The 23965-nt window shown below is 66.9% G+C and carries 15 protein-coding genes; 10 read left to right on the forward strand and 5 right to left on the reverse strand.

Going from position 1 to position 23965, the window contains the following annotated elements; genetic code table 11:
• Positions 1–4 precede the first annotated feature (4 nt).
• The 4 genes from LXT13_RS25775 (at position 5) to LXT13_RS25790 (ending at position 5821) form a co-directional block, all read left to right on the forward strand.
• On the forward strand, positions 5–1018 hold the full coding sequence (locus LXT13_RS25775) for a glycoside hydrolase family 62 protein (RefSeq protein ID WP_233375186.1): 1014 nt from the start codon (positions 5–7) through the stop codon (positions 1016–1018).
• Positions 1019–1148: 130 nt separating this feature from the next.
• Positions 1149–1478, forward strand: a complete 330-nt coding sequence (locus tag LXT13_RS25780; protein ID WP_233375187.1) for an L-rhamnose mutarotase — start codon at positions 1149–1151, stop codon at positions 1476–1478.
• Entirely contained in the window at positions 1468–2994 is a 1527-nt protein-coding gene (locus LXT13_RS25785; RefSeq protein ID WP_233375188.1) for a UxaA family hydrolase, read from the forward strand. Before LXT13_RS25780 ends, LXT13_RS25785 begins: the two co-directional genes overlap by 11 nt.
• Positions 2995–3235: 241 nt before the next feature.
• Positions 3236–5821, forward strand: a complete 2586-nt coding sequence (locus tag LXT13_RS25790) for an RICIN domain-containing protein (protein ID WP_233375189.1) — start codon at positions 3236–3238, stop codon at positions 5819–5821.
• A 115-nt stretch (positions 5822–5936) separates the two neighbouring features.
• On the opposite strand, the gene LXT13_RS25795 is transcribed toward LXT13_RS25790, so the two are convergent.
• From LXT13_RS25795 to LXT13_RS25810, 4 genes are all read right to left on the reverse strand, one after another.
• A complete protein-coding gene (locus LXT13_RS25795) occupies positions 5937–7103 on the reverse strand; it encodes a GAF domain-containing protein (RefSeq protein WP_233375190.1) in 1167 nt (388 codons plus the stop codon).
• Positions 7104–7106: 3 nt separating this feature from the next.
• Positions 7107–8600 (reverse strand): tryptophan halogenase family protein, encoded by a 1494-nt coding sequence (locus tag LXT13_RS25800; protein ID WP_233375191.1) that lies wholly within the window; start codon positions 8598–8600, stop codon positions 7107–7109.
• Positions 8601–8752: 152 nt separating this feature from the next.
• Entirely contained in the window at positions 8753–11980 is a 3228-nt protein-coding gene (locus tag LXT13_RS25805; RefSeq protein WP_233375192.1) for a TonB-dependent receptor, read from the reverse strand.
• Positions 11981–12025: 45 nt separating this feature from the next.
• Positions 12026–13912: a hypothetical protein gene (locus LXT13_RS25810; protein ID WP_233375193.1), complete on the reverse strand. Its 1887-nt coding sequence runs from the start codon at positions 13910–13912 to the stop codon at positions 12026–12028.
• Between LXT13_RS25810 and LXT13_RS25815 the strand changes: the two genes are divergently transcribed.
• Positions 13883–15325 carry a tryptophan halogenase family protein gene (locus LXT13_RS25815; RefSeq protein ID WP_233375194.1) on the forward strand — a complete coding sequence of 481 codons (1443 nt, stop codon included), beginning with the start codon at positions 13883–13885 and terminating at the stop codon, positions 15323–15325. The two genes, LXT13_RS25810 and LXT13_RS25815, sit on opposite strands and share 30 nt — an antisense overlap.
• 46 nt (positions 15326–15371) lie before the next feature.
• Here the strand turns inward: LXT13_RS25815 and LXT13_RS25820 are convergent, their stop codons facing one another.
• Positions 15372–16103, reverse strand: coding sequence for a FadR/GntR family transcriptional regulator (locus LXT13_RS25820; RefSeq protein WP_233375195.1), 732 nt, complete (start codon positions 16101–16103; stop codon positions 15372–15374).
• A gap of 420 nt (positions 16104–16523) precedes the next feature.
• On the opposite strand from LXT13_RS25820, the gene LXT13_RS25825 reads away from it, so the two are divergent.
• The 5 genes from LXT13_RS25825 to LXT13_RS25845 form a co-directional block, all read left to right on the forward strand.
• A complete protein-coding gene (locus LXT13_RS25825) occupies positions 16524–18173 on the forward strand; it encodes a DUF5597 domain-containing protein (RefSeq protein WP_233375196.1) in 1650 nt (549 codons plus the stop codon).
• Positions 18174–18204: 31 nt separating this feature from the next.
• Complete coding sequence (locus tag LXT13_RS25830; protein ID WP_233375197.1) at positions 18205–19506, forward strand: GDSL-type esterase/lipase family protein; 1302 nt, start codon at positions 18205–18207, stop codon at positions 19504–19506.
• On the forward strand, positions 19503–22010 hold the full coding sequence (locus LXT13_RS25835; RefSeq protein ID WP_233375198.1) for a glycoside hydrolase family 95 protein: 2508 nt from the start codon (positions 19503–19505) through the stop codon (positions 22008–22010). Before LXT13_RS25830 ends, LXT13_RS25835 begins: the two co-directional genes overlap by 4 nt.
• Before the next feature lie 46 nt (positions 22011–22056).
• Entirely contained in the window at positions 22057–23694 is a 1638-nt protein-coding gene (locus LXT13_RS25840) for an alpha-L-fucosidase (protein WP_233375199.1), read from the forward strand.
• A gap of 67 nt (positions 23695–23761) precedes the next feature.
• The coding region (locus tag LXT13_RS25845; RefSeq protein WP_233375200.1) for a glycoside hydrolase family 97 N-terminal domain-containing protein at positions 23762–23965 on the forward strand (204 nt) is incomplete at its 3' end.

A 23965-nucleotide genomic window follows, 5' to 3' on the forward strand; every position in this document is an offset into this window, starting at 1 on the left:
CTGCATGCTGCTGGGCGGCCTCGCCCACGCCGCGGAGCCGGCGAAGCAGCCACCGCCGTTTGCCTGGCAGTCCGGCGAGCCGCTGATCAGGCCGCCAGCCGGGACGAGGCTCTTCGGCGTCAAAGACCCCTCCATCGTCCATCACGACAACCGGTACCACGTCTTCCTGACCACCGCGGGACGCGACGGCTGGGGCATGGCATACGCGAGCTTCGCGAAGTGGGAGGAAGCGCCCGACGCGACGCTGTTCATGCTGGAACAGTCTCCGATCGGCCCCGGCTATCGTGCTGCGCCGCAGGTCTTCTACTTCGCACCGCAGAAGCTCTGGTACCTGATCTACCAGGGCGGCGACCCGATGTACTCCACGACCGCGGACATCGCCGATCCGCGCTCGTGGACCGCGCCGAAACCGTTCTACGCGGCAGTGCCGGACGTCGTGAAGGATGCGCAGGGCCGCGCGGCGTGGCTGGATTTCTGGAACATCTGCGACGACAGGAAGTGCCACCTCTTCTTCACTGATGACAACGGCCGGTTCTACCGCGCGGAGACGGCCATCGAGCGCTTCCCTCAGGGCTTTTCCACCCCCGTCGTCGTCATGCACGAGAAGAGGGAAGACCTGTTCGAGGCGAGCAACACCTACAAGATCGCCGGCACCCAGCAGTACCTCACGCTGATCGAGGCCATGGGTTCGCGTGGACGCCACTTCCGGGCGTGGACGGCAGACCGGCTCGACGGCACGTGGCGCGCCATTCCCGGCATCGAGATGGGCGTGTTCGCCGGCGCCGGCAACGTCATGTTCAATGGACGTGTCTGGTCCGAAGGGGTCTCCCACGGCGAACTGATTCGCGATGGCATCGACCAGACGCTGACCATCGACCCCTGCCAGCCGCTGAGATTCGTCTACCAGGGCCTGGACATAGAGCCGGGCCGGACGTACGAATACATCGAGCTGCCCTACCGACTCGGCCTGATCACGGCCACCGGGCCGAACGCCATCAGCCAGATGTGCCCAAAATGAAGGCGCTCCCGGCCGGTTGCGCAGCTCGCCTTCAGCGGCGCAGAGCCGCCCTCACGGATGCAATCCGATGAACCACCACCGCGCAGACTCCGTCGGCGGCGCCAACAGACACTCGACGAAAGAACAAACAATGCAACGCATGGGCATGGTCATCGGCATCGCGCCAGAGCACATCGCCGAATACAAGCGGCTTCACGCCAGCGTGTGGTCCACGGTGCTGGCGCGCCTGGCCCAGTCCCACATCCGTAACTACAGCATCTTCCTGCGCGAACCGGAGAACCTGCTGTTCGGCTACTGGGAGTACCACGGCAGCGACTTCGAGGCCGACATGGCCGGCATCGCCGCCGACGCCGAGACTCGCCGCTGGTGGACGTTGTGCAACCCCTGCCAGCGTCCGCTGGAGAGCCGAGCGGCCGGCGAGCACTGGGCCATGATGGAGTGCGTATTTCATGTCGACTGATGTCTTGCCAGCCCATTCGCTGATCCGCCTGCACGCACGCGACAGCGTCGCCGTGGCCCGCATTGCGCTGCCGCAGCAAGCCCGCGTCGAGATGCCCGACGGCACGCCGCTGCAGGTGCTTGCGGCGATCGCAGCCGGCCACAAGATCGCCTTGCGGGCCATCGCCGCCGGCGAGATCGTGCTGAAGTACGGCCAGCCCATCGGCGTCGCCAGTCGGCCCATCGAGGCCGGCGAGCATGTCCACACGCACAACGTCGGCATGAGCAGCCATCTGCCAGCGCTGGAGGTGGATGACGGTGGCTTCAGCGCCGAACTGCCGGCCGACGGCGCAACCTTCGAAGGCTTCGTGCGCGCCGACGGCCGCGTGGGCACGCGCAACTACATCGGGGTCGTCTCGTCCGTGAACTGCTCGGCCAGCGTATGCAAGGCCGTCGCCCGCGCATTCGAGGCCCCGGGGGCGCTGCCCGGCGTGGATGGCGTCGTCGCCATCACGCACGGCAGCGGCTGTGGCATGAGCGATGGCGAAGGTCTGGCTCTGCTGCGCCGCACGCTGCGGGGCTATGCGACCCACCCCAACTTTGCCGCCGTCGTCGTCATCGGGCTGGGCTGCGAGGTCAACCAGGTCGGCGCTCTACTGGACGGGCTGGAAACGGGAGGCCGGGTGCACGGCCTGACCATCCAGGGCGAAGGCGGCACGCGCGAGGCGATCACGCGCGGCCAGGCGCTGGTGCGGGAACTCGCTCGGGAGGCAGGCCAGGCCCGTCGCAGCTCTGTGCCGGCAGCGCGCCTCGTGGTTGGCCTGCAATGCGGCGGGTCGGACGGCTATTCCGGCATCAGTGCCAATCCGGCGCTGGGCGCCGCGGTGGACCTGCTCGTGCGCCAGGGCGGCACGGCCATCCTGTCGGAGACGCCCGAGATCTACGGCGCCGAACACCTGCTGACGGCGCGCGCCACGTCGCCGGCGGTGGCGCAGCGGCTGCTGGACCGGCTGCGGTGGTGGGAGGACTACGCGGCGCGCAACGGCGCCGAGCTGGACAACAACCCGTCGCCCGGCAACAAGGCGGGCGGCATTACGACGATCCTGGAGAAGTCGCTGGGTGCGGTCGCCAAGGGCGGCAGCGGCCCGCTGACCGACGTCATCGGCTATGCCGAGCCCGTCCACGGGCCGGGGCTGGTGTTCATGGACACCCCCGGCTACGACCCGGTTTCGGCCACCGGCCAGGTCGCAGGGGGCGCCACGTTGATCTGCTTCACCACCGGTCGAGGGTCGACCTACGGCTGCAAACCCGCACCGTCCCTCAAGCTCGCGACGAACACACCGCTGTTCCAGCGCATGAGCCTGGACATGGACTTCAACGCCGGCGGCATCGTGGACGGCACCATGACCGTGGCCGAGGCCGGCGCCGCTCTGTTCCAGCTGATGCTGCAGCACGCGTCGGGGCGTCCCACGCTCAGTGAGGAGCTCGGCCTGGGCGACAACGAGTTCGTCCCCTGGCAGCTGGGCGCGGTGATGTGACGGTCAACGGCGCGGGTTTGACTTGGTAAAACCAAACTTGCTGGCGCCGCACCAATTGCGACTTGATCACTCACAATTTTGCGCGCAAACCCTGTACATAGCGCCACAATTTAACGATAAACATCCCCAGCGTTCCAATTTGGTCTGACCAGAATGTGAATGCGGGTTGCTTGCCCGGCGATGGACAGACCACGCGGAACGTCACACAACCGCCGGCCTGGCTGGCACTGGAGACAACCGCATGAAGACCTGGATGCTCGCGCCGCTGGTGGCGTCGCTGCTGGCACTCACCGCCACGCCCGACGCACAAGCGCAATCCTACCGATGGGGCAACGTTGCGATGGGAGGTGGCGGTTATGTGACCGCCGTCATCCCCAGCCGAACCGAGCGCAATCTGTTCTACGCACGAACCGACGTGGGAGGTGCTTACCGCTGGGATGCCGTCAACGCCCGCTGGGTTCCGCTGCTGGACGGCTTCTCGGAAGACGATGTGGGGCTGTACCACGTCGAATCGCTCGGGCTGGACCCGGAGAACAGCGCCGTGGTCTATGTCGTGGCGGGCGTGCCCTACTTCAGTAACGGCAAGACAGTGGTCATGCGCTCCACCGACTATGGAGCGACCTGGAGCCGCATCACGGACGTGAGCAACCTTTGGCGCGCCAACGGAAACGGTATGGGCCGCGGCAACGGCGAGCGGCTGCAGGTGGACCCGGGCAACAGCAACGTGCTCTACGTGGGATCACGCACGAACGGCCTGTTCAAGAGCACGGACGCCGGCGCGAGCTTCTCCCGTGTCACCTCGCTGCCCGTCGCGACAACGCCAAACGGAGCCGGAATCGCCTTCGTCCTGCTCGATCCGGCCAGCGTCGTCAACGGCGCGGCGCAACGCGTCTTCGTGGGCATCTCACGCTACGGGACGGTGGGCGCCAGCCTGTACCGCAGCGACGACGCCGGCGCCAGTTTTAGGGCCGTTGCCAACGCCCCCACCGCCTACCTACCCCAGCGCGCCGCACTGGCCAGCGACGGCAACCTCTTCATCACCTATGGCAACGGTGCCGGCCCGCATGGGGGAGCCAGCGATCTGACCCTAGCGGAACCTCTGAATGCCGGCCAGGTGTGGAAGTACAACGTGGCGTCCGGCAGCTGGACCAACATCACGCCCGCGGGCATCACGAACGCTTTCTCGGGCGTGTCGGTCGACCCCGCCAATCCGCTGCGCGTCCTCATCTCCACGAGCAACACGTGGATGCAGCAGCGCACGAACGTCTATGGTGACCGCTTTTTCCTGTCCACCAACGGCGGCACCGGCTGGACGGACCTGGTCGCAAAGGGCTTCAGCCTGGACCCCAACGGCGTGAGCTGGATCTCGACCGAGTCCATCCACTGGGCCACTGACATCGAGTTCGATCCCTTCGACAGCAAGATGGCGTGGGTCACGTCCGGCAACGGCGTGTTCCGCTCGGCCAATGTGGATGCGGCAGCCCCTAGCTGGGCGTTCATGGTCAAGGGCCTGGAGGAGACAGTGCCGCTGGGGATTGCGAGCGTGCCGGGCGGGCCGCTGGTTTCCGTCATCGGCGACTTCGACGGTTTCCGCCACGGAGGCAGTGTCGACGACTACGGTCACGTGCACGGCCAGCGCATCGGGACGACGACCGGCTTGGCCGTCGCTGCGGCGGCCACTTCGACGATGGTGCGCGTGGGCAGCTCGATGAAGCGCTCGGGCGATACGGGCGCGACCTGGACGGACGTGGCCGGCATTCGGGGGACCTTCGGCCAGGTCGCCCTGTCGGCAAACGGCACGGCGCTGCTGCACACCTTCAGGAACGCGGACGGCAGCTACGCCACCTACCGGTCAACCAACTTCACGGCCGGCTCGCCAACCTGGACCGCTGTCGGCGGGTTGAGCACAGGCGAGACCGCCCCTACGGCCGACCCGGTGAACTCGAACAAGTTCTACGCCTACGACAACGGCACGATCCGCGTCAGCACTAACGGCGGTGCGAGCTTTAGCGCCTCCACCACGCTGGCACAGGGAGGATCGCCCCTGCTGCGCACGGCCCCGGGCCGCGAAGGTGACGTCTGGGTGGCGCTGAATGGCACCGGACTCGCACGCTCGACAAATTCCGGCACGTCGTTCAGCACGATCGCCAACGTCGGCTATGCCGGCGCCGTCGGTTTCGGCAAGGCGATGGGCGGCTCAAGCTATCCGACCGTCTTCATATGGGGCAACGTCGGCTCTGGCAAGCGGGGCCTCTACCGCTCCACCGATGCCGGCGCGAACTGGGTGCGCGTCAACGACGACACCCACCAGTTCGGCGGGCCGGGTAACGGCCGACTAGTCGCCGGTGACATGAACACAGAGGGTCGCGTCTACATGAGCTCCGTGGGCCGCGGCCTCATTTATGGCACGCCGGCGGGCGGCACGCTGCAGGCGCGCCACAGCAGCAAGTGCCTGGACGTTCCGGGCTTCAGCAGCAGCTCAGGCACGGCGCTCGTCCAGTGGAATTGCAGCGGCGGCGCCAACCAGCAGTGGAGCTTCGAGGCTGCCGGCGGGGGCTGGTCGCGCGTGAAGATAAGCCACAGTGGCCAGTGCCTCGACATCGCCAGCCAGAGCACCGCGGGCGGGGTTGCTCTGATCCAGGCCACCTGCAATGGCGACACCAGCCAGCAGTGGGTCACCGAGGACATGGGCAGCGGCTACTTGAGGCTCAAGTCGCGCTTCAGCGGGCTTTGCGTGGACGTCAACGCGGCCAGCACCGCCGACGGCGGCACCGTGATCCAGTGGGCCTGTGGCACTGGCACCAACCAGCAGTGGAAGAACTTGTAACGGCGAGCGCCAAGGGACTCACCGCTGCGGCTACTGCACCGGCGCTGCCGTCGTCCATCTGCCGTGGCGGTGCGTCCTCGTCGGGCGGGCGCGAGCGACCTCAGCTTGCTTCACGCTACGGGCCCAGTTCCAGGCTGGTGACGAGGACACATTCCTCACCCAGATACGGCAGGCGAACCGCGTTCAGAATCGCATCTCGCATCTCGCCACGGCGATTGCGCATACGCAGCGGCAGATCGCTGACCCGCCCTTCGGCCAACAGCACCTGATAGAAGCGCTCGCGGTCCTCTGGAAGCGTGCCGTAGGCCAGCGAGGCGGTCGCGGCGCCGAGCAGCTCGGCCCGTTGCAGGCCATAGCGTTCGCACAGCGCCTGGTTGACGTCGACGATGCGGCGATCCCTGATGGACACGATGGCCATCGGCAGCGGCGCGCCATAGAACAGCGCGCTGAAGCGATCGCGCCCTTCGGCGACCTCGCGTTGAGCCACCTCGCGGGCATGCCGCGCGTCGATGTTGTCGAGGGCGAAGGACAGGTCTTCGCCCAGTTCGTCCAGCAACGCGAGCAACTCGTCGTTGAAGTAGCCCCGCTGACTGGCGCACAGCATTAACACGGCACTGACGGCACCTGCGCGGCGCAATGGAATCCAGGTGATGGCGCGCACGCCCTGGACCACGGCCTCGTTACGCCATCGTCCGGCCAGCGGGTCGAGGACATAGTCGTTGCTGACGAAGCGCCGACCTTCGCGCAGCGCCCGACAGGTGTAGCTGGCCTGCACTTCAGGGTGCGTCAGATCCAGCGGGTCGGGGACGTTCTCGAGCACGCGTGCAGCTGGGCCGGCCGTGGCGCCGCGCCTGGCAACCGTGCCGTCGAGCACATAGACACAGGCCAGCACCGCATGGCCGGTCTGCACGCAGAGCTGGCAGGCCTCGCGCCACAGCGTGACCTCGTCGTCGATGCGCAGGACCGCACGATTGGCGCGGGACAGCGTCAGCAGGAAACCCGACAACCGCTCGGCACGCGCCAGGGCCAGCCGCCCGGCGCGCCACTGCCGCCACCACAACCAGAACAAGCCGGTGCACGCCCCCAAGACGACCAGCGCAATCGCCGCGTCGAGCATCGCCCCTCCTCGCCGGAAGAGCCCGGCTGTCGACAGCGATTGTCTCGCCGTCACCGCCACGGCCTCCGCGGCCTCCGCGGCCGTTCCGCAACTTCGCCACGGCAAGACCCGCCGCGCGAAGCGGACCGCTCGGCGGGACGGCCGAGCCCGCAGGAATGGCGCCACTGGTCATCGCGAGCGCCCAGGTCGCGCGGTCAGCACGTGATGCAGCATCCGGTGATGCTCGGGCATGCGCTCGACCGCGGCGGCGATGGCGTCGCGACGGCACTGCAAGGCGGCCAGCGCACGCTGGCGCGGAACCTCGGTGAGCACAGGGTCCTCGCGTTCCGGCCAATGCGCCATGCCGGCATGGATGGCCAGCCAGCTACTGGCGTCGAAGCCGTCCTCGTCATACTCGTGAAGCACCCCGTAGCGCCGCCACAGCTCGATCCGGAACGCCAGCGTCTCGGGCAATGGCATCGACGCGACGTGGCGCCACAGTTCGCTGTCGCGTCGCCGTGTCAGGCAGTAGTGAAGCAGGATGAAGTCGCGGATGCGGGCGAATCGCCGCACCGAGCCTTCGTTGAAATCCGTGCGGGCCTCGTCGTCCAACGGTCGGCCTTCGGACAGCAGCGTCATCAGCCGGCCGATGCCATCCTGGATCAGGTAAAGGCTGGTCGATTCCAGCGGTTCCAGGAAACCGGCGGACAGCCCGATGGCAACGACGTTGTGCACCCAGAAGCGCTCGCGATGCCCGGTCTTGAAGCGCAGCAGCCGGGGCTCCGCGACAGCCGGGCCGTCCAGCCGCGCCAGCAGTTGCTCGCGGGCACGCTCGACGTCGATGAAGCGGCTCGCAAACACATGGCCGTGGCCAGTGCGGTTCTGCAACGGGATGCGCCAGGCCCAGCCGCCTTCCAGCGCCGTGGCCGTCGTGTATGGGGTGATGCCGTCGCCGCGTCGCTCGCAAGGGCAGGCCCAGGCGCCATCGACCGGCAGCCAGTGGCTGAAGTCGACGAAGGGCTCGGCCAGCGTCCTGCCGAGCAACAGAGCATGGAAGCCTGAGCAGTCGATGAAGAAGTCGCCGTCGATCCGCCGGCCATCCTCCAGCAGAACGGCCGTCACCGCCCCGTCGGCACGGCGCGCCACGTCGACGATGCGCCCCTGTGTGCGACTCGCGCCGCGCCGCATTGCGAGCTGGCGCAGGAACGCGGCGTACTGCACCGCGTCGAAGTGGTAGGCGTACTTGAACTCGGCTTGATCGCCTGGCAGCACGAAGCACCCCCGCATCGCCATGACCGTGGGTAGGCATTGCATGCCAAGCGGCTCGGCCAGCGCCATGCGCCGATGTTGGGCCCACAGCGCCTGGGACCCGGACAGGGTGCCGAAGTGGCCGAAGGTGTGGAAGTAGTCGCTGCCGACGTCCAGCCAGTCACAAAAGCGGATGCCGAGCTTGTACGTGCCGTGGGTCGCACGCAGGAACTCGGCCTCATCGATGCCGATCAGCTGGTTGAAGTTGCGGATGGAAGGAAAGGTCGCCTCGCCGACGCCGAGGATGCCGATGTCCTCGGACTCGACGACCTCGACGCTGACGCGCTCCTTCAGTCCGGTGGCGAGGGCCACCGCCGACATCCAGCCGGCGCTGCCGCCACCAATGACGACGATGCGTTGGAACTTCTGGGACATCGCGGGCTCGGTGGTGCAGAGAATGGCCATTCAACGGGACCGGACCGGGCATGCCGCCACGGACACGGCGATCCGTCAGGCGAAAGGTCGGCCAGAGGTGATGCACCCTGGCCGGCCTGCTGTTGGCAGAGCTTGCGCCCCGTTTGCCGCGGTCAGAACTCGTAGCGGCCAGTCACGTAGTAGCTGCGGCCGGGGAAGTTCCAGCTGGACCCCATGAAGCCCGGCGTCTGCTTGTTGACGTAGCGTACCGTCACGTTGTTCAAGTTCGTCACGCTAAGCGACATGCCGAACTTGTCCGTGAAGTTGTACGACACGCCGCCGTCCCACTGGCCGAAGGCCTCTTGGTATTGCGGCAGGCCCCACCAGGTGTCCTGCACGCCCAGGCGCGCCGGATCGGCGCTGGTGCCGTTCTGGCCGTTCGGGCTCCTGTCGTTGCCGACGTTTTTCAGCACGCGGCTGGTCCAGTTGTAGGCCAGGCGGGCGGAGAAGCCATAGCGGTCGTAGCGCAGCGCGAAGTTTGCGGCGTTCTTGACCACACCGGGCACCGGCAACGCACCGAAGGGCATGCCGTTGGTGTCGCAGCCATAGACCTTCAGCGCATCGCTGGTGAGCGCACCGCTGGCCGGGCAGTACTGCACCTGCGCATCGCGATAGAACCGCTGGCTACTGCCGATGTAGGTGTAGTCCGCCGAAACGCCGAAGCCCTTGACCCAGTCGGGCAGCACGTCCTTGAGGGCATCGAAGTGGTCCAGGTAGGTCTCGCCCTTCAGTTCGATGCCATACACCCATGCACGAGCGGCGTTGCGTGGGCCCGTGATGACGAAGGTCTGTGGGTTGCCGGCGATGCTGTTGTAGTCGCGGGTGTAGGCCGACTTGTAGATCAGGTCCTTGACGTCCTTGTAGAACGCCGTCGCAGTGAGCATCTGGCCGGCGCGCGGATACCACTCGAGCCCGAGGTCGAAGTTGTCGGACGTCAGCGGCTTCAGCTTCGCGTTGCCGGTGTTCTCGCCGGTGTAGGTGATCTGCCGGTTGGTCGAGTCGATGTTCTGCGCCAGCTTGACCGATTCCTGCAGTTGGTCGAAGCCCGGGCGGTAGACGCTCCTGGCCATCCCGACGCGGCCGAGCAACTTGTTGTTGCCGCTCAGGTTGAACTTCAGGTTCATCGACGGCAGCACGTCGACATGGCTGCCGCTCACGTCCAGATCTTCATCCACCGCGGCGAAGCGCGGCGCGTCGGGCGGGGTCTGGTTGTCGTACTTGGTATCGAAGTTCGTGTGGCCGTGGGACGACCGGCCCGTGTAGACGACGCGCAGGCCGACGTTGCCTTCCACCGGCACCTTCCAGTTGTCGAAGCCGAAGCGAAGGTTGCCGTAGACGGCATGGGTGCGCTCTGAGACGTTGCTGATCATGTTCGGGTTCAACCCGTAGTACAGCGTCGTGTCGTACTTGAAAGTGGCCGGGTCGCAAGTCGGCACATTGATCTGCTGGGCCGGTGGCGGATTCTTCAGGTTCCATGCCTTGGCCCACGCCTGCGAGTCCAGGCACTGGTTGTAGCGCACGTCGCCAATCAACTTGGAGTAGGTGTTGTAGTCCTTGATGCCGGCGTAGGTCGGGAACACAACGCTGGGCGGCTGATTGCCGCCAAACGGTGTGTAGTTGTACAGCTCCACCGGCGCCGCCGCGGCATAGCGTGGGTCCCGCAGATAGGCGAAGTTCGCGCGCGATGCCCAGGTGTACTCGTCGTTCGCTCCGGGCAGCTGACCTGCCACGCTCGTCTGCCGCACGGACCAGGGCTCGGCGATCGACTTCCAGCCGACGCTGGAGGGGTCGCCCGCATAGACAGCCTGCTCGCGCACCGAAGTGCGGTAGGTGGTGCGCAAGCCGAAGCGCAGATCGCGCAGCACCGGATCGTCGAAGACGAACTTGCCGTCGGCCTTCCAGGCGTAGAGGTTGGCGTCGCCCTTGAGGCGGCCGGGCATCACCGACAGCCAGTAGTAGTTGCCGGGGTCGGCCAGGAAGGTGCGCGTCTTGTCGTCGAAACCCATCTGCACCGGGCTGTTGCCGGAGGTGGAGATGTCCATACTCGGCATGAAGGTGGCCGTCTGCACTTCTTCGCCGCGGGTGCGGAAAGTGGACTTCACCCATTGCAGGTCGTTCTGCACCGTCAGCCGCTCGTTGACGTTCCACTGGAAGTTCCACGCCAGCTCGCTCGTCTGCGTGCGGTGCTGGTTGAACGCACGACTGGTGCCCATGCTGATGCCGCCATCGGCGAACTGGTTAGCGCCCTTGCCGCCGCGGGTGTAGTCCTTGACGGTACCGTCGGGATTGAGAGGCAGTCGCAACGGGTAGCTGTAGTGGCCCGACACGACGACATTGCGCGCGTCGACGACCGGATTCTCGACCAGCACGTTGTAGGGCGAGTAGAAGAAGTTGGGATCGCCAAAACTCGGATAGATGTTCGAGCCGGTGTTCTCTTCCAGCGACTTCGAGATGAAGGCCGTCAGTGACGATTGCATCTCGTTCTTCTTCCACTGCAGTGCGCCGTAGAAGCCCTTGCGGTCGCTGGTGCCGACGTTCTGGCCCCAGTTGGCGCCGCCGGGCACCCATACGGTCTTGCCGGCGACTACATCCGTGCGCGGGAAGTAGGGCTGCATCTCGAGCTTCTGCTGCTCGTAGGTCGAATGGTTCATGGCCAGGTCGACCAGCGCACCCCAGCGCCCCGAGTCGGCCTCCCAGCGCGTGGAGTACAGCCCCGACAGCGTCGGCGACGCCTTCTTCGTACGCTGCTCGTAGTTGCTGCCGAAGGACACCAATCGCTTGGTGCCGCTGAAATCGAATGGCAGCCAGGTGCGCAGATCAACCTGACCGGCGACGCCGCCTTCGATCTTTTCCGCGGACGGGTTCTTGTACACGTCCACGCCGGCCATGAGTTCGGACGGCACCGCACTCCAGCTCAGGTCGCGCCCCGGCCAGCCCGCGGAGAAGATCTCGCGGCCGTTCAACGTGGATGAACCCCACGACAGGCCGCGCACGTTGATGCGGTCATCGCTGCCCTCGGAGAAATGCTTGGGGTCGTTGTTGGTCGAGCGCAAGCGCTCGACCGTCACGCCGACGATGCGCTGCAGTACTTCGGTGATGGACTTGTCCGGGAGCTTGCCCGCCTCCTCGGCCACCACCGAGTCGACCACCTCCTCGGCGTTCTGCTTGATCTTCTGCGCGCTCTGTAGCGCCGCGCGTTGGCCCGTGACGACGACGGTGTCCAGCGATTGCGGCTTCTTGTCATCGGCCGACTGGGCCTGCGCCAGTGCGGCACCGCCGGCGCTCAGCAGCACCATCTGGATGACGCCACGATGGATGGCTGTGGTTCGAAACTGTGTCATTGGTTTGTCTCTCTTGGTCGATGTTTTTTGCAGCCGGCACGCGCATCACTGCACGGTGATCGGGCTCATCACCGTGATGCCCGTCGTCAACGTGTACGCCGGGTCCTTGGGATCCGTCGGGACGGAACCATCGGCGTTGGCCGTCGGACGCTTGCTGTTCAGCGTCACGGGCGCGAACTGCAGTCTGCGGATGCCGTAGGCACGGAGTTGGTCGAGCGCCGCCGCCTTCGATTCGGCCGACACACCCCAGTCGAACATCCAGCCCTCGGTCTGCGGCAGGTCGTCGCTTTCACACTTGTCCGTGATGGCAAAGTCCTTCAGCGGAATCACGTAGCCCACCAAGGCGGCGGTCGTTGGAACCAGGTGCACCGATGCCGTCACATAACAGTCGTTGCCATCCTTCTTCTTCAGCAGGTGGTTGGTCTGAATGCGGACGAAGATGCCTTCCTTGCCGTCAGCCAGCGTCTGATTCACGGCGAGACCAACGTAGAGCGACTCCTCGGTCTTGAGGTCGAAGGGCAGCAGGTCGAATGACGAACCGTTGCGCGCCATCGGCGCGCCGATTTCGAAGCTGAAGTACGACCAGCTGAAGTCACCCTTCCAGTTGCTGTTGCTGGCGGGCTTGATGTCGTAGCTGAACGTTGCGCTGATCGGCGATACCGATGGGTTGCAGTAAGACGGCGTCACCGCGCCGCACCACGAGGCGTCGGGAAAGCCGGCGCTGGTCGCAATGTCGCCCTGCTCCACGGTGCGGCTGGGGTTCGTGCTCGCCGTGCTGAAGCCCGATGCGAAGAACCGTGGGTCCACGTACATCTGCAGCTCTTCGTCGCCCCCGCCCGCGGCTGACGCCGTCACCGAGCACAGTCCCTTGGCCGTCAACCGCAGCGAGCCGCCGGCGACCGCGCACACGGCCGGCGTCTTGCTCTGGTAGCTCATCGCCTTGCCGTCCTTGTCGACAGCGGCAAGCACGACCGACTGCGGCTGGCCTTGCGCCGCCACGACGAACGGCGGCGTCGCGCTCACGGCGATGAGCGCGCTGCCCGCCGTCAGGGCGCTGTAGTCATTGTTCGCTGCCGCCGTCACGCCAAGGCCGCACGCGCCTGCGGCAAGCACCGTCAACGTCCGGCCGCTGACGGTGCACGTCTGCGGCGTGACGGACGTGTAGGTCGCCGCGACGCCGGCGCGGGTCGTCGCCGACAGCTCGACGGTCGCGGTGCCCAAACGCAGCATGACGGCATACGGCACGTCCGGCTGCTGTTCATGCTTCAGCACGTTGAACAGCTGGCTGACGTCGTCGGCCGCAGCCCATTGAGAGCCGTCGGTGCCCTTGCCGCCCGGCTGGCTGGCGACGACACGACATTCGCCTGCCTTCACCAGCGTGAGCTGGTCGCCGGCCACGGTACAGAAGTCAGGGGTACTGGTGCTGAACGTCACCGGAAGACCCGAGGTCGTCGTGGCCGACAGCTTCTTCACCTGCCCCAGCTCGCCACCGCCGGGATAGGCGAGCGTAATGAACTGAGCGCGACCGCCGGCGCTCCCGCCGTCTCCGCCTCCCCCGCCACAGGCGGCGAGGCAGGCACAGATCGCCAAAAGCGACAACTTGCGGGCATGTGGAACCAACTTCTTCGTCACGGTCTGTCTCCTAGTTCTGTAGATTGGTCTGGCCAAAGCCAAGGTGAGCCACGAGCGCTGCGAGCTAACTGGCGCTTGCAATGGCTCCTGCTGCGCAGATACTAGAGGTGCGGTATGACCAAAAGACAGTAGGGCAAACTCGCGGTCAGACCAAAGTGGCTTGACCACAACAGAACAGGAGATCAATCCATGCGTCCTGACGCTTTGCACAAGGTCGTCGTCGTCGGAGGCGGCAGCGCCGGCTGGATCACCGCTGCGCCGCTCGCGCGCATGCTTTGCAGACCCGGCAAGCCGGGCCACTGCGACGTGACGCTCGTCGAGTCGGCCGAGATCGGAACGGTCGGCGTGGGAGAGGCGACGCTGCCTACCGTGCGCTTCTACAACCAGCTACTCGGCCTGGACGAGCGCGACTTCGTTCGCAGCACGCAGGCCAGCTTCAAGCTGGGCATCGAGTTCCGCGATTGGGGCAGGCTCGGCCACCGTTTCTTCCATGGTTTCGGCGGTTTCGGTCCTGCCATCCACCATCGGCCGATGTGGGCGTACTGGCTGCGCCTTCGCGAACTGGATGCGAAGCTGCCGTCCTACGAGGAGTGGTCGACCGCCACGATGATGGCCCGCGGCGCCCGGTTCATGCCGCCGCAGCCGGGCGAGCCGGCGCCCGCCAACGCGTTCGACTACGCCTACCACTTCGACGCCTCGTTGTACAGCAGCTACCTTCGCGAGCACGCCGTACGCCACGGCGTGCAACGCGTGGAAGGCACCATCGTCCGCGTCGAGACCTCCGCGGAGAACGGCTTCGTCACGGCGGTGCAGTTGCGGGACGGTCGCCGCATCGAGGGCGACCTGTTCATCGACTGTTCGGGCTTCCGCGCGCTGCTGATCGGCGACGCGATGGGGTCGCCCTATGAAGACTGGAGCCACTGGCTGCCCTGCGACCGCGCGCTCGCCCTGCCCTGTAAGCGCGTCGACCCGCTAACGCCCTACACCACCTCCACTGCGCACGGCGCGGGCTGGCAGTGGCGCATCCCGCTTCAACACCGCACCGGCAATGGCCTCGTCTATTGCAGCCGCCACCTCGACGACGACGCGGCTGCACAACTGCTGATGTCACAACTCGACAGCGAACCGCTGGACGAGCCGCGCCAGCAGCGCTTCGTGACCGGGCGGCGCCGCCAGGCCTGGGTTCGGAATGTCGTCGCCATCGGGCTGTCGTCGGGCTTCCTGGAGCCGCTTGAGTCCACCAGCATCCAGCTGATCATGGACGGCGTAAGCCGGCTAACCGCCTTACTGCCCGGGCGGGACTGCTCGCCGAAGCTGGCCGACGAATTCAATCGGCAGATGAGCCATCGCTACGAGTCCGTGCGCGACTTCATCATCCTGCACTACAAGCTCGGCCAGCGGCAGGACTCGCGGTTCTGGCGCGACTGCGCCGCGATGGCCATTCCCGACAACCTGGCCCACCAGATCGAGCTGTTCCGCGACACCGGTCGTATCGCCATCCTGGAACCGGACGGCTTCGCCGAACCGTCCTGGGCGTCGCTGTACTTCGGCCTGGGCCTGTTCCCAAGGCGCTACGACCCCTACGTCGACCTGCTCGACGTAGGCACCGTGCAGCGGCACCTTCACGGCGTCCGTGACGCCATCCAGAGCGCCGTCAGCCGCATGCCTTCACATGCCGACGTGCTGAGCAGCCTGACCAACGCCCGTCCGTGAGCAGGCGACAGGTTGAGCCCGACAGGGCACTGCCCCTAGACCGCTCCTACTCTGCCAACGGCGGCCTGATCTCCGGTTCTGCCGGCTCACCCACCCAACGCTCCAGCGAGGCAAGCAGATGCGTGCACATCGCCGCAGCTGCGCCCTGGGGATTGCGCGACTCAAGAGCGCGGTAAATGGCCTCGTGCTCGTCCAGCGCGGCATGCCAGGTGTGCGAGGACTCCACCTGACCGCTCATGCGCGCGGCGATGGGGCTGTGCCGCCCGTCGAAAAGCTTGCCCACCAGATCAGTCAGCACGGCATTGCCGGCCATCTCCGCGATGCTGAGGTGGAAGCGCCGATCCGCATCCACGGGGCCGCCGCCACCGTTGTGCTCCTCGCGCATTGCCAGCATGGCCTCTTCGACCCGCTGGAGGCCCGCCTTCGTCACGCGGGCAGCCGCCAGCGTGATGACGGCGCCCTCCAGTGCCACCCGAGCCTGCATCAGCTCGGCCGGGCTGTCGCCGAGAGAGGACGTGGCCGCCCCCTGGCTGCCGCCCTGCCTCGCACAGACATACACGCCTGAACCGCCGCGGATCTCCACACGACCGTCGATCTCCAGCGCGATCAGGGCCTCGCGAAGCGACGGACGCGACACGCCCAACTGCAGCGCCAACTCGCGTTCTGCCGGCAACCGCGCACCCACACCGATCTTCTCCTGCTCGATGAGAGCGCAAATCCTGTCCGCGACCAACTGGTATTGCCGCCGCGATTCGCCGGAACGATGTTGGATGGCCATACCGTTGATCTCCCTGTAGGACTTGGTCGGATTTGCGCGCTGGTAGCGCAATCAATTTCCGGTATCTTCATGTTAAGCGACTTTTGGCGCGGGCCGATTCCATTGGGGTATCTACCGGTCTTACCAAATTGATGCCATGGCAAAGTGGCATGACCAGATTGGCTTGACCATCCAGCCAAAGAATTACAAGGGTCCGAGACATGACCGCTTAACGCCCCATACCGCCCTAGGCCACCGCACCGCCCGTCCTGATCCGCCTGCAAGCACTCGCCACGCCAGCCTCCGCGGTCTCGGGTCTGTCACGCCATGGCTGCCCGCTCGAGTCGGTGCAAGCCCAAATGACCGTGCCTCCCCGCTGGCACCTTCCACCGTCACGCCGACGCTGCATTTGAGGCGGCGTCATGTTTCTTCCATTTAACGATGAATCGCCTTAGCTATCGCTGCAACTGCATTGCGGCCGTCCTGGCTGGACTGGCGCTGATGGCGTCGGCCATTGCCGACGTTCCCCGCCTGGTGCAACGCGATGGTCGCCATGCGCTGCTGGTGGACGGCAAGCCCTTCCTCATCCTCGGCGCACAGGTCCACAACTCCAGCAACCACGCGCAGGCGCTGAAGCAGGTCTGGCCCGCGATTGCCGATATCCAGGCCAACACGGTCGAGGTGCCGGTGGCCTGGGAGCAGATCGAGCCGATCGAAGGCCGCTTCGATTTCTCCTTCGTCGACACGCTGCTCAAGCAGGCCCGTGAGCGTCAGCTGCGCGTCGTGCTGCTGTGGTTCGGTACCTGGAAGAACACCAGCCCGCAGTACACGCCGGCCTGGGTGAAGTTCGACAACCAGCGCTTCCCCCGCATGCTCGACGAGGCCGGCAAAGACAGCTACTGCCTCTCCCCGTTCGGCGAGGAGACGCTGAAGGCCGACCGACGTGCTTTCACGGCGCTGTTGACGCACTTGAAGCGCGTCGACGGCCGGCAGCGCACGGTGCTGATGGTGCAGGTAGAAAACGAGGTAGGCACCTTCGGCCTGGCGCGCGACCACGGCCGCGCCGCGCAGGCCGCGTTCGAGCAGCCGGTGCCGGCCGTCGTGCGGGCGCGCAAACCGCCAGTGGCCGCTGCCTCGGGCAACTGGCGCGAGGTCTACGGCGACTACGCGGACGAGTACTTTCACGCCTGGGCCATCGCGCGCTACATCGAGGAGATCGCCAAGGCCGGCCGTGCAACGTACGACCTACCGATGTACGTCAACAACGCGCTGCGTGACCCGCTGGAGCAACCGCCCAAGCCCTGGAAGAAGGACTTCGCCGCCGGCGGCCCGACCTACGACGTCATCGACATCTACAAGGCCGCCGCGCCCCACATCGACATCGTCGGACCGGACATCTACCACGCCGAATCGGCAAGGGTGGAGGCCCACTTGAAGCTGTTCCAGCGCGCCGACAACCCGCTGTGGGTGCCGGAGCTGGGCAATGCCAGCGCCTATGCGCGCTATCTCTACCTGATCCTGGGCCGCGGCTCGCTGGGCGTCGCGCCCTTCGGCATCGACTACTTCGACTACGCCAACTACCCGCTCGGCGCCAAGACCAACGACCGCGCCACCGTGGCGCCCTTCGGCAAGGTCTTCGCCGCGTTCCGTCCCATGCAGCGTCAATGGGCGCAATGGGCGTTCGAGGGCCGCACCTACGGCGTGGCCGAGCCGGACGACCATGCCGACCAGTTCGTCGCGATGAAGGGCTGGAAGGCGCACGTCACCTTCGGCCAGTGGCAGTTCGGCGAGCGCGAATGGCCGGGCAACCAGAAGGAGTCTCCGCCGCATGCGAGCACGCCCTCGGGCGGCGTGGCCATTGCGCAGACCGGCGATGACGAGTTCATCCTTGTCGGCCAGTTGGCCCGCGTCCGCATCGACGACGCCGAGGCCAGCGGGCGCGTGCTGATCGACCACGTCGAGGAAGGCCGCTTCGGCCCCGACGGGGCCTGGGTCGCGGCGCGGCGGTGGAACGGTGACCAGGTCGACTGGGGGCTGAACTTCACCGACTCGCCTCGTGTGATCAAGGTGAAGATGGGGCGTTATCGCTAACACCTTACCTCCGTCAAACGCAACTTCTCCCATGAACCACCGCGTCCACGCTCTCATCCTCTGCACCGCCCTCGCAGCGCCGCTCGCCCACGCCCAGGACTTGCATGTCCTGCCTGCCACGCCAGACGCCTGGCGCATCACCGTCGGACACTGGGAAGCCCAGGTTGAACTGACCGGTGAGGCCGTCGCCGCGCCGGCGCCGCAGGCCGAGTACGCGCGCTCAGGCTACGCCGGCGTCAGCGCTCATGTCGGCCAGGGCCGGCGCGATGCGCTGGCGTTCGAATGGCGCAACCTCTGGCAATCCCTGCTGCGCGTGGAAAGCCGCACACCGCTGGACCTGCGGCCCTACGCGGCCGGCACGCTGGAATTCGATCTCGACGTGACCGAACTCGCCAGGGGCGGCATCCGCGTCAAGCTGGCCTGCGGCCCGGGCTGTGAGCGCAGCGTCAATCTCATCGAGCCCGCGCGTGGCTGGGCGGGCCAGGGCTGGCAGCACGTGTCGCTGCCCATGAGCTGCTTCGCCCGGGAACGCACCGACCTCTCGGCCATCACGATGCCGTTCGCGCTCGAAGGCACGGGCGACGGCCGTGTCAGCGTCGCCAACGTGCGCATCGCCCGCGCCGGCAAGCCGGGTCTGGCCTGCCCGGACTACCGCACGGAGTCCGTGACGCCGTCGATGCTGAATGAGGCCTGGGCCATCGACTGGTGGAAGCCGCGCCACGAACAGAAGCTGGAAGAAAAGCGCCAGCTGCTGGCTGCCGGCACGCTGCCGGAGATCGTCTTCATCGGCGACTCCATCACGCAGGGCTGGGAGAAGGACGGCCGCATCGTCTGGCAGCAGCACTTTGCGAAGCATCACGCGCTGGCGCTGGGCTTCGGCGGCGACCGCACGGAAAACGTGCTGTGGCGGCTGCAGCACGGCGAGATCGACGGCCTGTCGCCCAAGGCGGTCGTGCTGATGATCGGCACCAACAACACCGGCCACCGCGCCGAGGCGCCCGCGACGACGGCGGCCGGCATCAAGCGGCTGCTCGACGAGATCCACCAGCGACTGCCGCAGTCTCGAGTGCTGCTGCTGGCGATCTTCCCGCGCGGCGAGAGGCCCGACGACGCTCAGCGCCTGATCAACGAACAGGTCAACCAGATCATTGCCGGCTACGCGGACGGCCGCAACGTGCACTTCCTGAACATCAATGCCGCGCTGCTGCAGCCGGACGGCACGCTCAGCAAGGACGTCATGCCCGACCTGCTGCACCCGAACGAACGCGGCTACGACATCTGGCAGCGCGCGATGGCACCGACGCTGCAACAGCTGCTGAGGGCGCCTCAATGAGCGCCCCCGCCTCCCGCCCCGCCGACACCGACATGACGACACCCCTGCTCACCACCCGCCGCGGCTTCGTCGCCGGCGCCACCCTTGCCTGCAGCCTCTCGGCGCTGCCGGCCTTCGCCCGCAGTGGCGCCGCCAGGCTGGCGGACGACGCGCTGACGCTCTGGTACGACCAGGCTGCCGGCCCGTGGATCGAGGCGCTGCCGCTGGGCAGCGGTCGGCTTGGCACGATGGTCTTCGGGCGCCCGGCGCAGGAGCGCCTGCAGTTCAACATCGACACGCTGTACGGCGGTGGCCCCTACGTCGCGGACAATCCGAAGTTCCGCGAGGCGCTGCCACAGGTGCGCACGCTCATCGAGCAGCAGAACTGGCAGGCCGCCAACGAGCTGGTGTCCGACGCGCTGATGGGCAAGCCCATGAAGCAGATGCCCTTCAGCGGCGCGGGCGACCTGATGCTGGACTTCCCCGGCCTGAAGGGCGCCGCACGCTACCGTCGCAGCCTGGACCTCGACAGCGCCGTCGCGCTGACGACATTCTTCGACGGCAGCGCGCGCCACACGCGCGAAGCATTCTGCAGCGCACCTGACCAGGTGACCGTCATCCGGCTGGAGGTGGACGGCGAAGGCGCAATCGACCTGGACCTCGGCTACCGCCACCCCGACTACCAGCCTTACGGCGGTTTCGGCGACACCCGTTACGACGCCCACGGCGTGGTCTATGTCGGCGCGCAGTGGGACCACCGCGAGTCCCTGCTCGCCGACAAGCGGCCCGCGTCGCTGTCTGTGCGTGCCGACGGCCACGATGCGCTGCTGATCGAAGGCCGCAACGCATCGGCTTTCGGCATCCCCGGCCAGCTGGGTTATGCGCTGCGCGTGCAGGCCGTCGGCGACGGCCAGATCGAAGCCGTTGGCGACCAACTGCGCGTGCGTGGCGCACGCCGGCTCACGCTGGTGGTCGCCGGCGAGACCAGCTACGTCAACTACCAGGACGTCAGCGGCGACCCGGTAGCTGCGGTGCGCCAACGCACCACGGCGGCCTCGGCCAAGCCGTTCGGCCAGCTGCGCGAGGACCACGTCCGAGCGCACCGCGCGCTGTTCCGCCGTCTGCAAATCGATCTGGGCGGTCACGAGGCCAACTCCCGGCCGACAAACGCGCGCATCCAGGGCGTGCCACAGCAGGCCGACGCCGCGCTCGCCGCGATGTACGTGCAGTACGCGCGCTACCTGCTGCTGTCGTCGTCACGGCCGGGCAGCCAGCCCGCCAACCTGCAAGGCATCTGGAACGAGGTGCTGCACCCGCCGTGGGAAGGCAAGTACACGATCAACATCAACACCGAGATGAACTACTGGCCTGCCGGGCCGGCCAACCTCGGCGAATGCGTGGAACCGCTGCTGAAGATGGTCGAGGAGCTGGCCGTCACCGGCGCCCGCACGGCGCATGACAGCTACGGCGCACGCGGCTGGGTGGTTCATCACAACACCGACCTGTGGCGCGCCACGGCGCCGCTGGACGGCCCGCTGTGGGGCATGTGGCCCACCGGCGGTGCCTGGCTGTGCACGACGCTCTGGCAGTACCACCAGTACAACCCCAGCCCGGCGCTTCGGCGCCGGCTGCTGCCGCTGTTCAAGGGGGCAGCGGTGTTCTTCCTGGACACGCTGGTCGACGACTCGAAGGGCCGCGGCCTCGTCACGTCGCCGTCGCTGTCCCCCGAGAACGAACATCACGCCAAGGTGGCCGTCTGCGCCGGCCCGGCGATGGACCGGCAGATCCTGCGCGACCTCTTCGACGCGACGCTCCAGCTGCAGGCCGCGGCCGATGACAGCGACCCCGACTTCACCGACGCGCTGCGCAAGGCGCGCGCCCGCCTGCCGGCCGACCGCGTCGGCGCGCAGGGCCAGCTGCAGGAATGGCTGGATGACTGGGATGCCGGTGCGCCCGAGCAGCAGCACCGCCATGTGTCGCACCTGTATGCCGTTTACCCGAGCGAGCAGATCAACGTGCGCGACACGCCCGCGCTGGCGCAGGCCGCGCGCGTGACGCTGAATCGGCGCGGCGACGAAAGCACAGGCTGGGCCACGGCCTGGCGGCTGGCGCTGTGGACGCGCCTGGGCGACGGCGAGCGAGCCTACAAGATCCTGCAAGGCCTGCTGGGGCCGGTGCGCACCTACCCCAACCTTTTCGACGCCCATCCGCCGTTCCAGATCGACGGCAACTTCGGCGGCGCGGCGGCCATCCTCGACATGATCGTGCAGTCCTGGGGCGGCGAGATCCATCTGCTGGCCGCGCTGCCCAAGGCCTGGCCCAAGGGCCGGCTGCATGGCGTGCGCGCCCACGGCGGCGTGGAGCTGGATGTCGACTGGGCCGACGGCCGCCTAAGCCGGGTCAGGCTGCGCGGTCCCTCCCGCCAGCGCGTGGCCCTGCGCCACCGCGGTCGGCGGGTCGAGGTCGTACTGGATGCGCGCGGCCAGGGCCGCATCGATCCATCAGCGTTCGCCAGCGGGGCATGAAGACACCGGCCCCGACTGGCCTCCATTCCATTCAAACCCCGAGACGATGAATCACAAGCTCTCCCGCCGCTCGCTGCTGCAGGCAACCGCCGCCACGATGGGCACCGCCTCGCTGGCCTCCGCTCATGCGGCGCCCACCACGTTCAAGCCCAACTGGGATTCACTGGTCGATAACTACCGCACGCCCGACTGGTTTCGGGATGCCAAGTTCGGCATCTGGGCGCATTGGGGTGCGCAGTGCGTACCGGAGATGGGCGACTGGTACGGCCGCCGCATGTACATCCAGGGCAACTGGCAGTACGACCACCATGTGCGAACCTATGGCCACCCGACGAAGGTCGGCTTCATGGAGATCCAGAACCTCTGGAAGGCGGAGAACTGGAATCCGGACGAGTTGCTGGACCTCTATGTGAAGGCCGGTGCTAGGTACTTCGTCGCGATGGCCAACCATCACGACAACCTCGACGCCTTCAACTCCCGCTACCACCCGTGGAACACGCTGCGTGTCGGGCCCCGGCGCGACCTGATCGCGGGCTGGGAGAAGGCCGCCCGCGCCCGCGGGCTGCGATTCGGCGTCAGCAATCACGCGGCGCACGCCTGGCATTGGTTCCAGCCGGCCTACGCCTACGACGCCGAAGGGCCGCTCGCCGGCCAGCGCTACGACGCCTACCACCTCACCCAGGCCGACGGCAAAGGCAAATGGTGGGAAGGCCTGGACCCGCAGGATCTCTACACGGGACGCAACATCGTCATGCCCGACGGCTTCAAGACCGTGCGGAGCGTCGAGGCCTGGCAGCAAAGCGAGACCGCGCATTGGGACGAGAAGCCGCCCATCCACAACCCGGCGTTCACGCGGAGCTGGCTGCTGCGGTGTCGCGACCTGATCGACAGCTACAAACCAGACTTGGTCTATTTCGACAACCACGCATTGCCGCTCGGACAGGCGGGGCTGGACATCGCTGCGCACTACTACAACGCCAGCATGGCGTGGAATGGCGGAAAGCTGGAGGCGGTGATCAATTGCAAGGTCATGCCCGAAGAGTGGCGCCCAGCGCTCGTCGAGGACGTGGAGCGCGGCTTCCGCGAAGGCATCGAGCCGCGCCCGTGGCAGACCGACACATGCCTGGGCGATTGGCACTACAGCCGCGGCATCTTCGAGAACCACCAGTACAAGCCGGCCAGCACGGTCATCCATCGCCTCTGCGACATTGTTTCCAAGAACGGCAACCTGCTACTGTCGGTGCCGGTTCGCGGTGACGGAAGCATCGATTCGGACGAGCGCAAGATCCTGCAGGACATTGCCACGTGGATGGCCCGCAACGGCGAGGCGATCTACGGCACCCGCCCCTGGCGTATCCACGGTGAAGGCCCCACCAAGGTCAGCGGTGGCATGTTCAGCGAAGGCAACTCTATGCCGCTGACGGCCGAGGACATTCGCTTCACGACCAAGGACGGCGTGCTCTACGCCATCTCGCTCGGCTGGCCACGCGACGGCAAGCTGCGCATCTCCACGCTGGCCGAGGGATCCGCGCTGGCGCCTGGCGCCATCGAGAACATCCAGGCCGTCGGCTCGCCAGACAGCCTCGATTTCACCCGCAACCACCGGTGGCTGGAAGTGAAGCTGCCCCAGGGCCTGGCCGGCGCGATCGCCGTGGCCATCAGGATCCGCGGCACCGTCATCTGACGGCGCGCGCGCCGGCTTACTCCTGCTCGTACGGCTGTTCCCGAGAGACAGCCTGAAAGAGACGTTGATGAAGAAGCTCCCCCACATCGCCGCCGCCCTGCTCGCGCTGGCCGCGTCCCGGGCCGACGCGTCCGATGCCGTCGTCACGTCCCCCGACGGCCAGATCGCGCTGCACATCGCTGACGACGGCGCCAGCTACCGCATCACGCGCCACGGCGAAGCCGTCATCGCGAGCTCGCCGCTGGGCCTGGAGCTGGACGGCCAGTCCGCG

This window comes from Pelomonas cellulosilytica, from assembly GCF_021353265.1.
In the GTDB taxonomy this organism is placed as follows: Bacteria; Pseudomonadota; Gammaproteobacteria; order Burkholderiales; family Burkholderiaceae_C; genus Pelomonas; species Pelomonas cellulosilytica.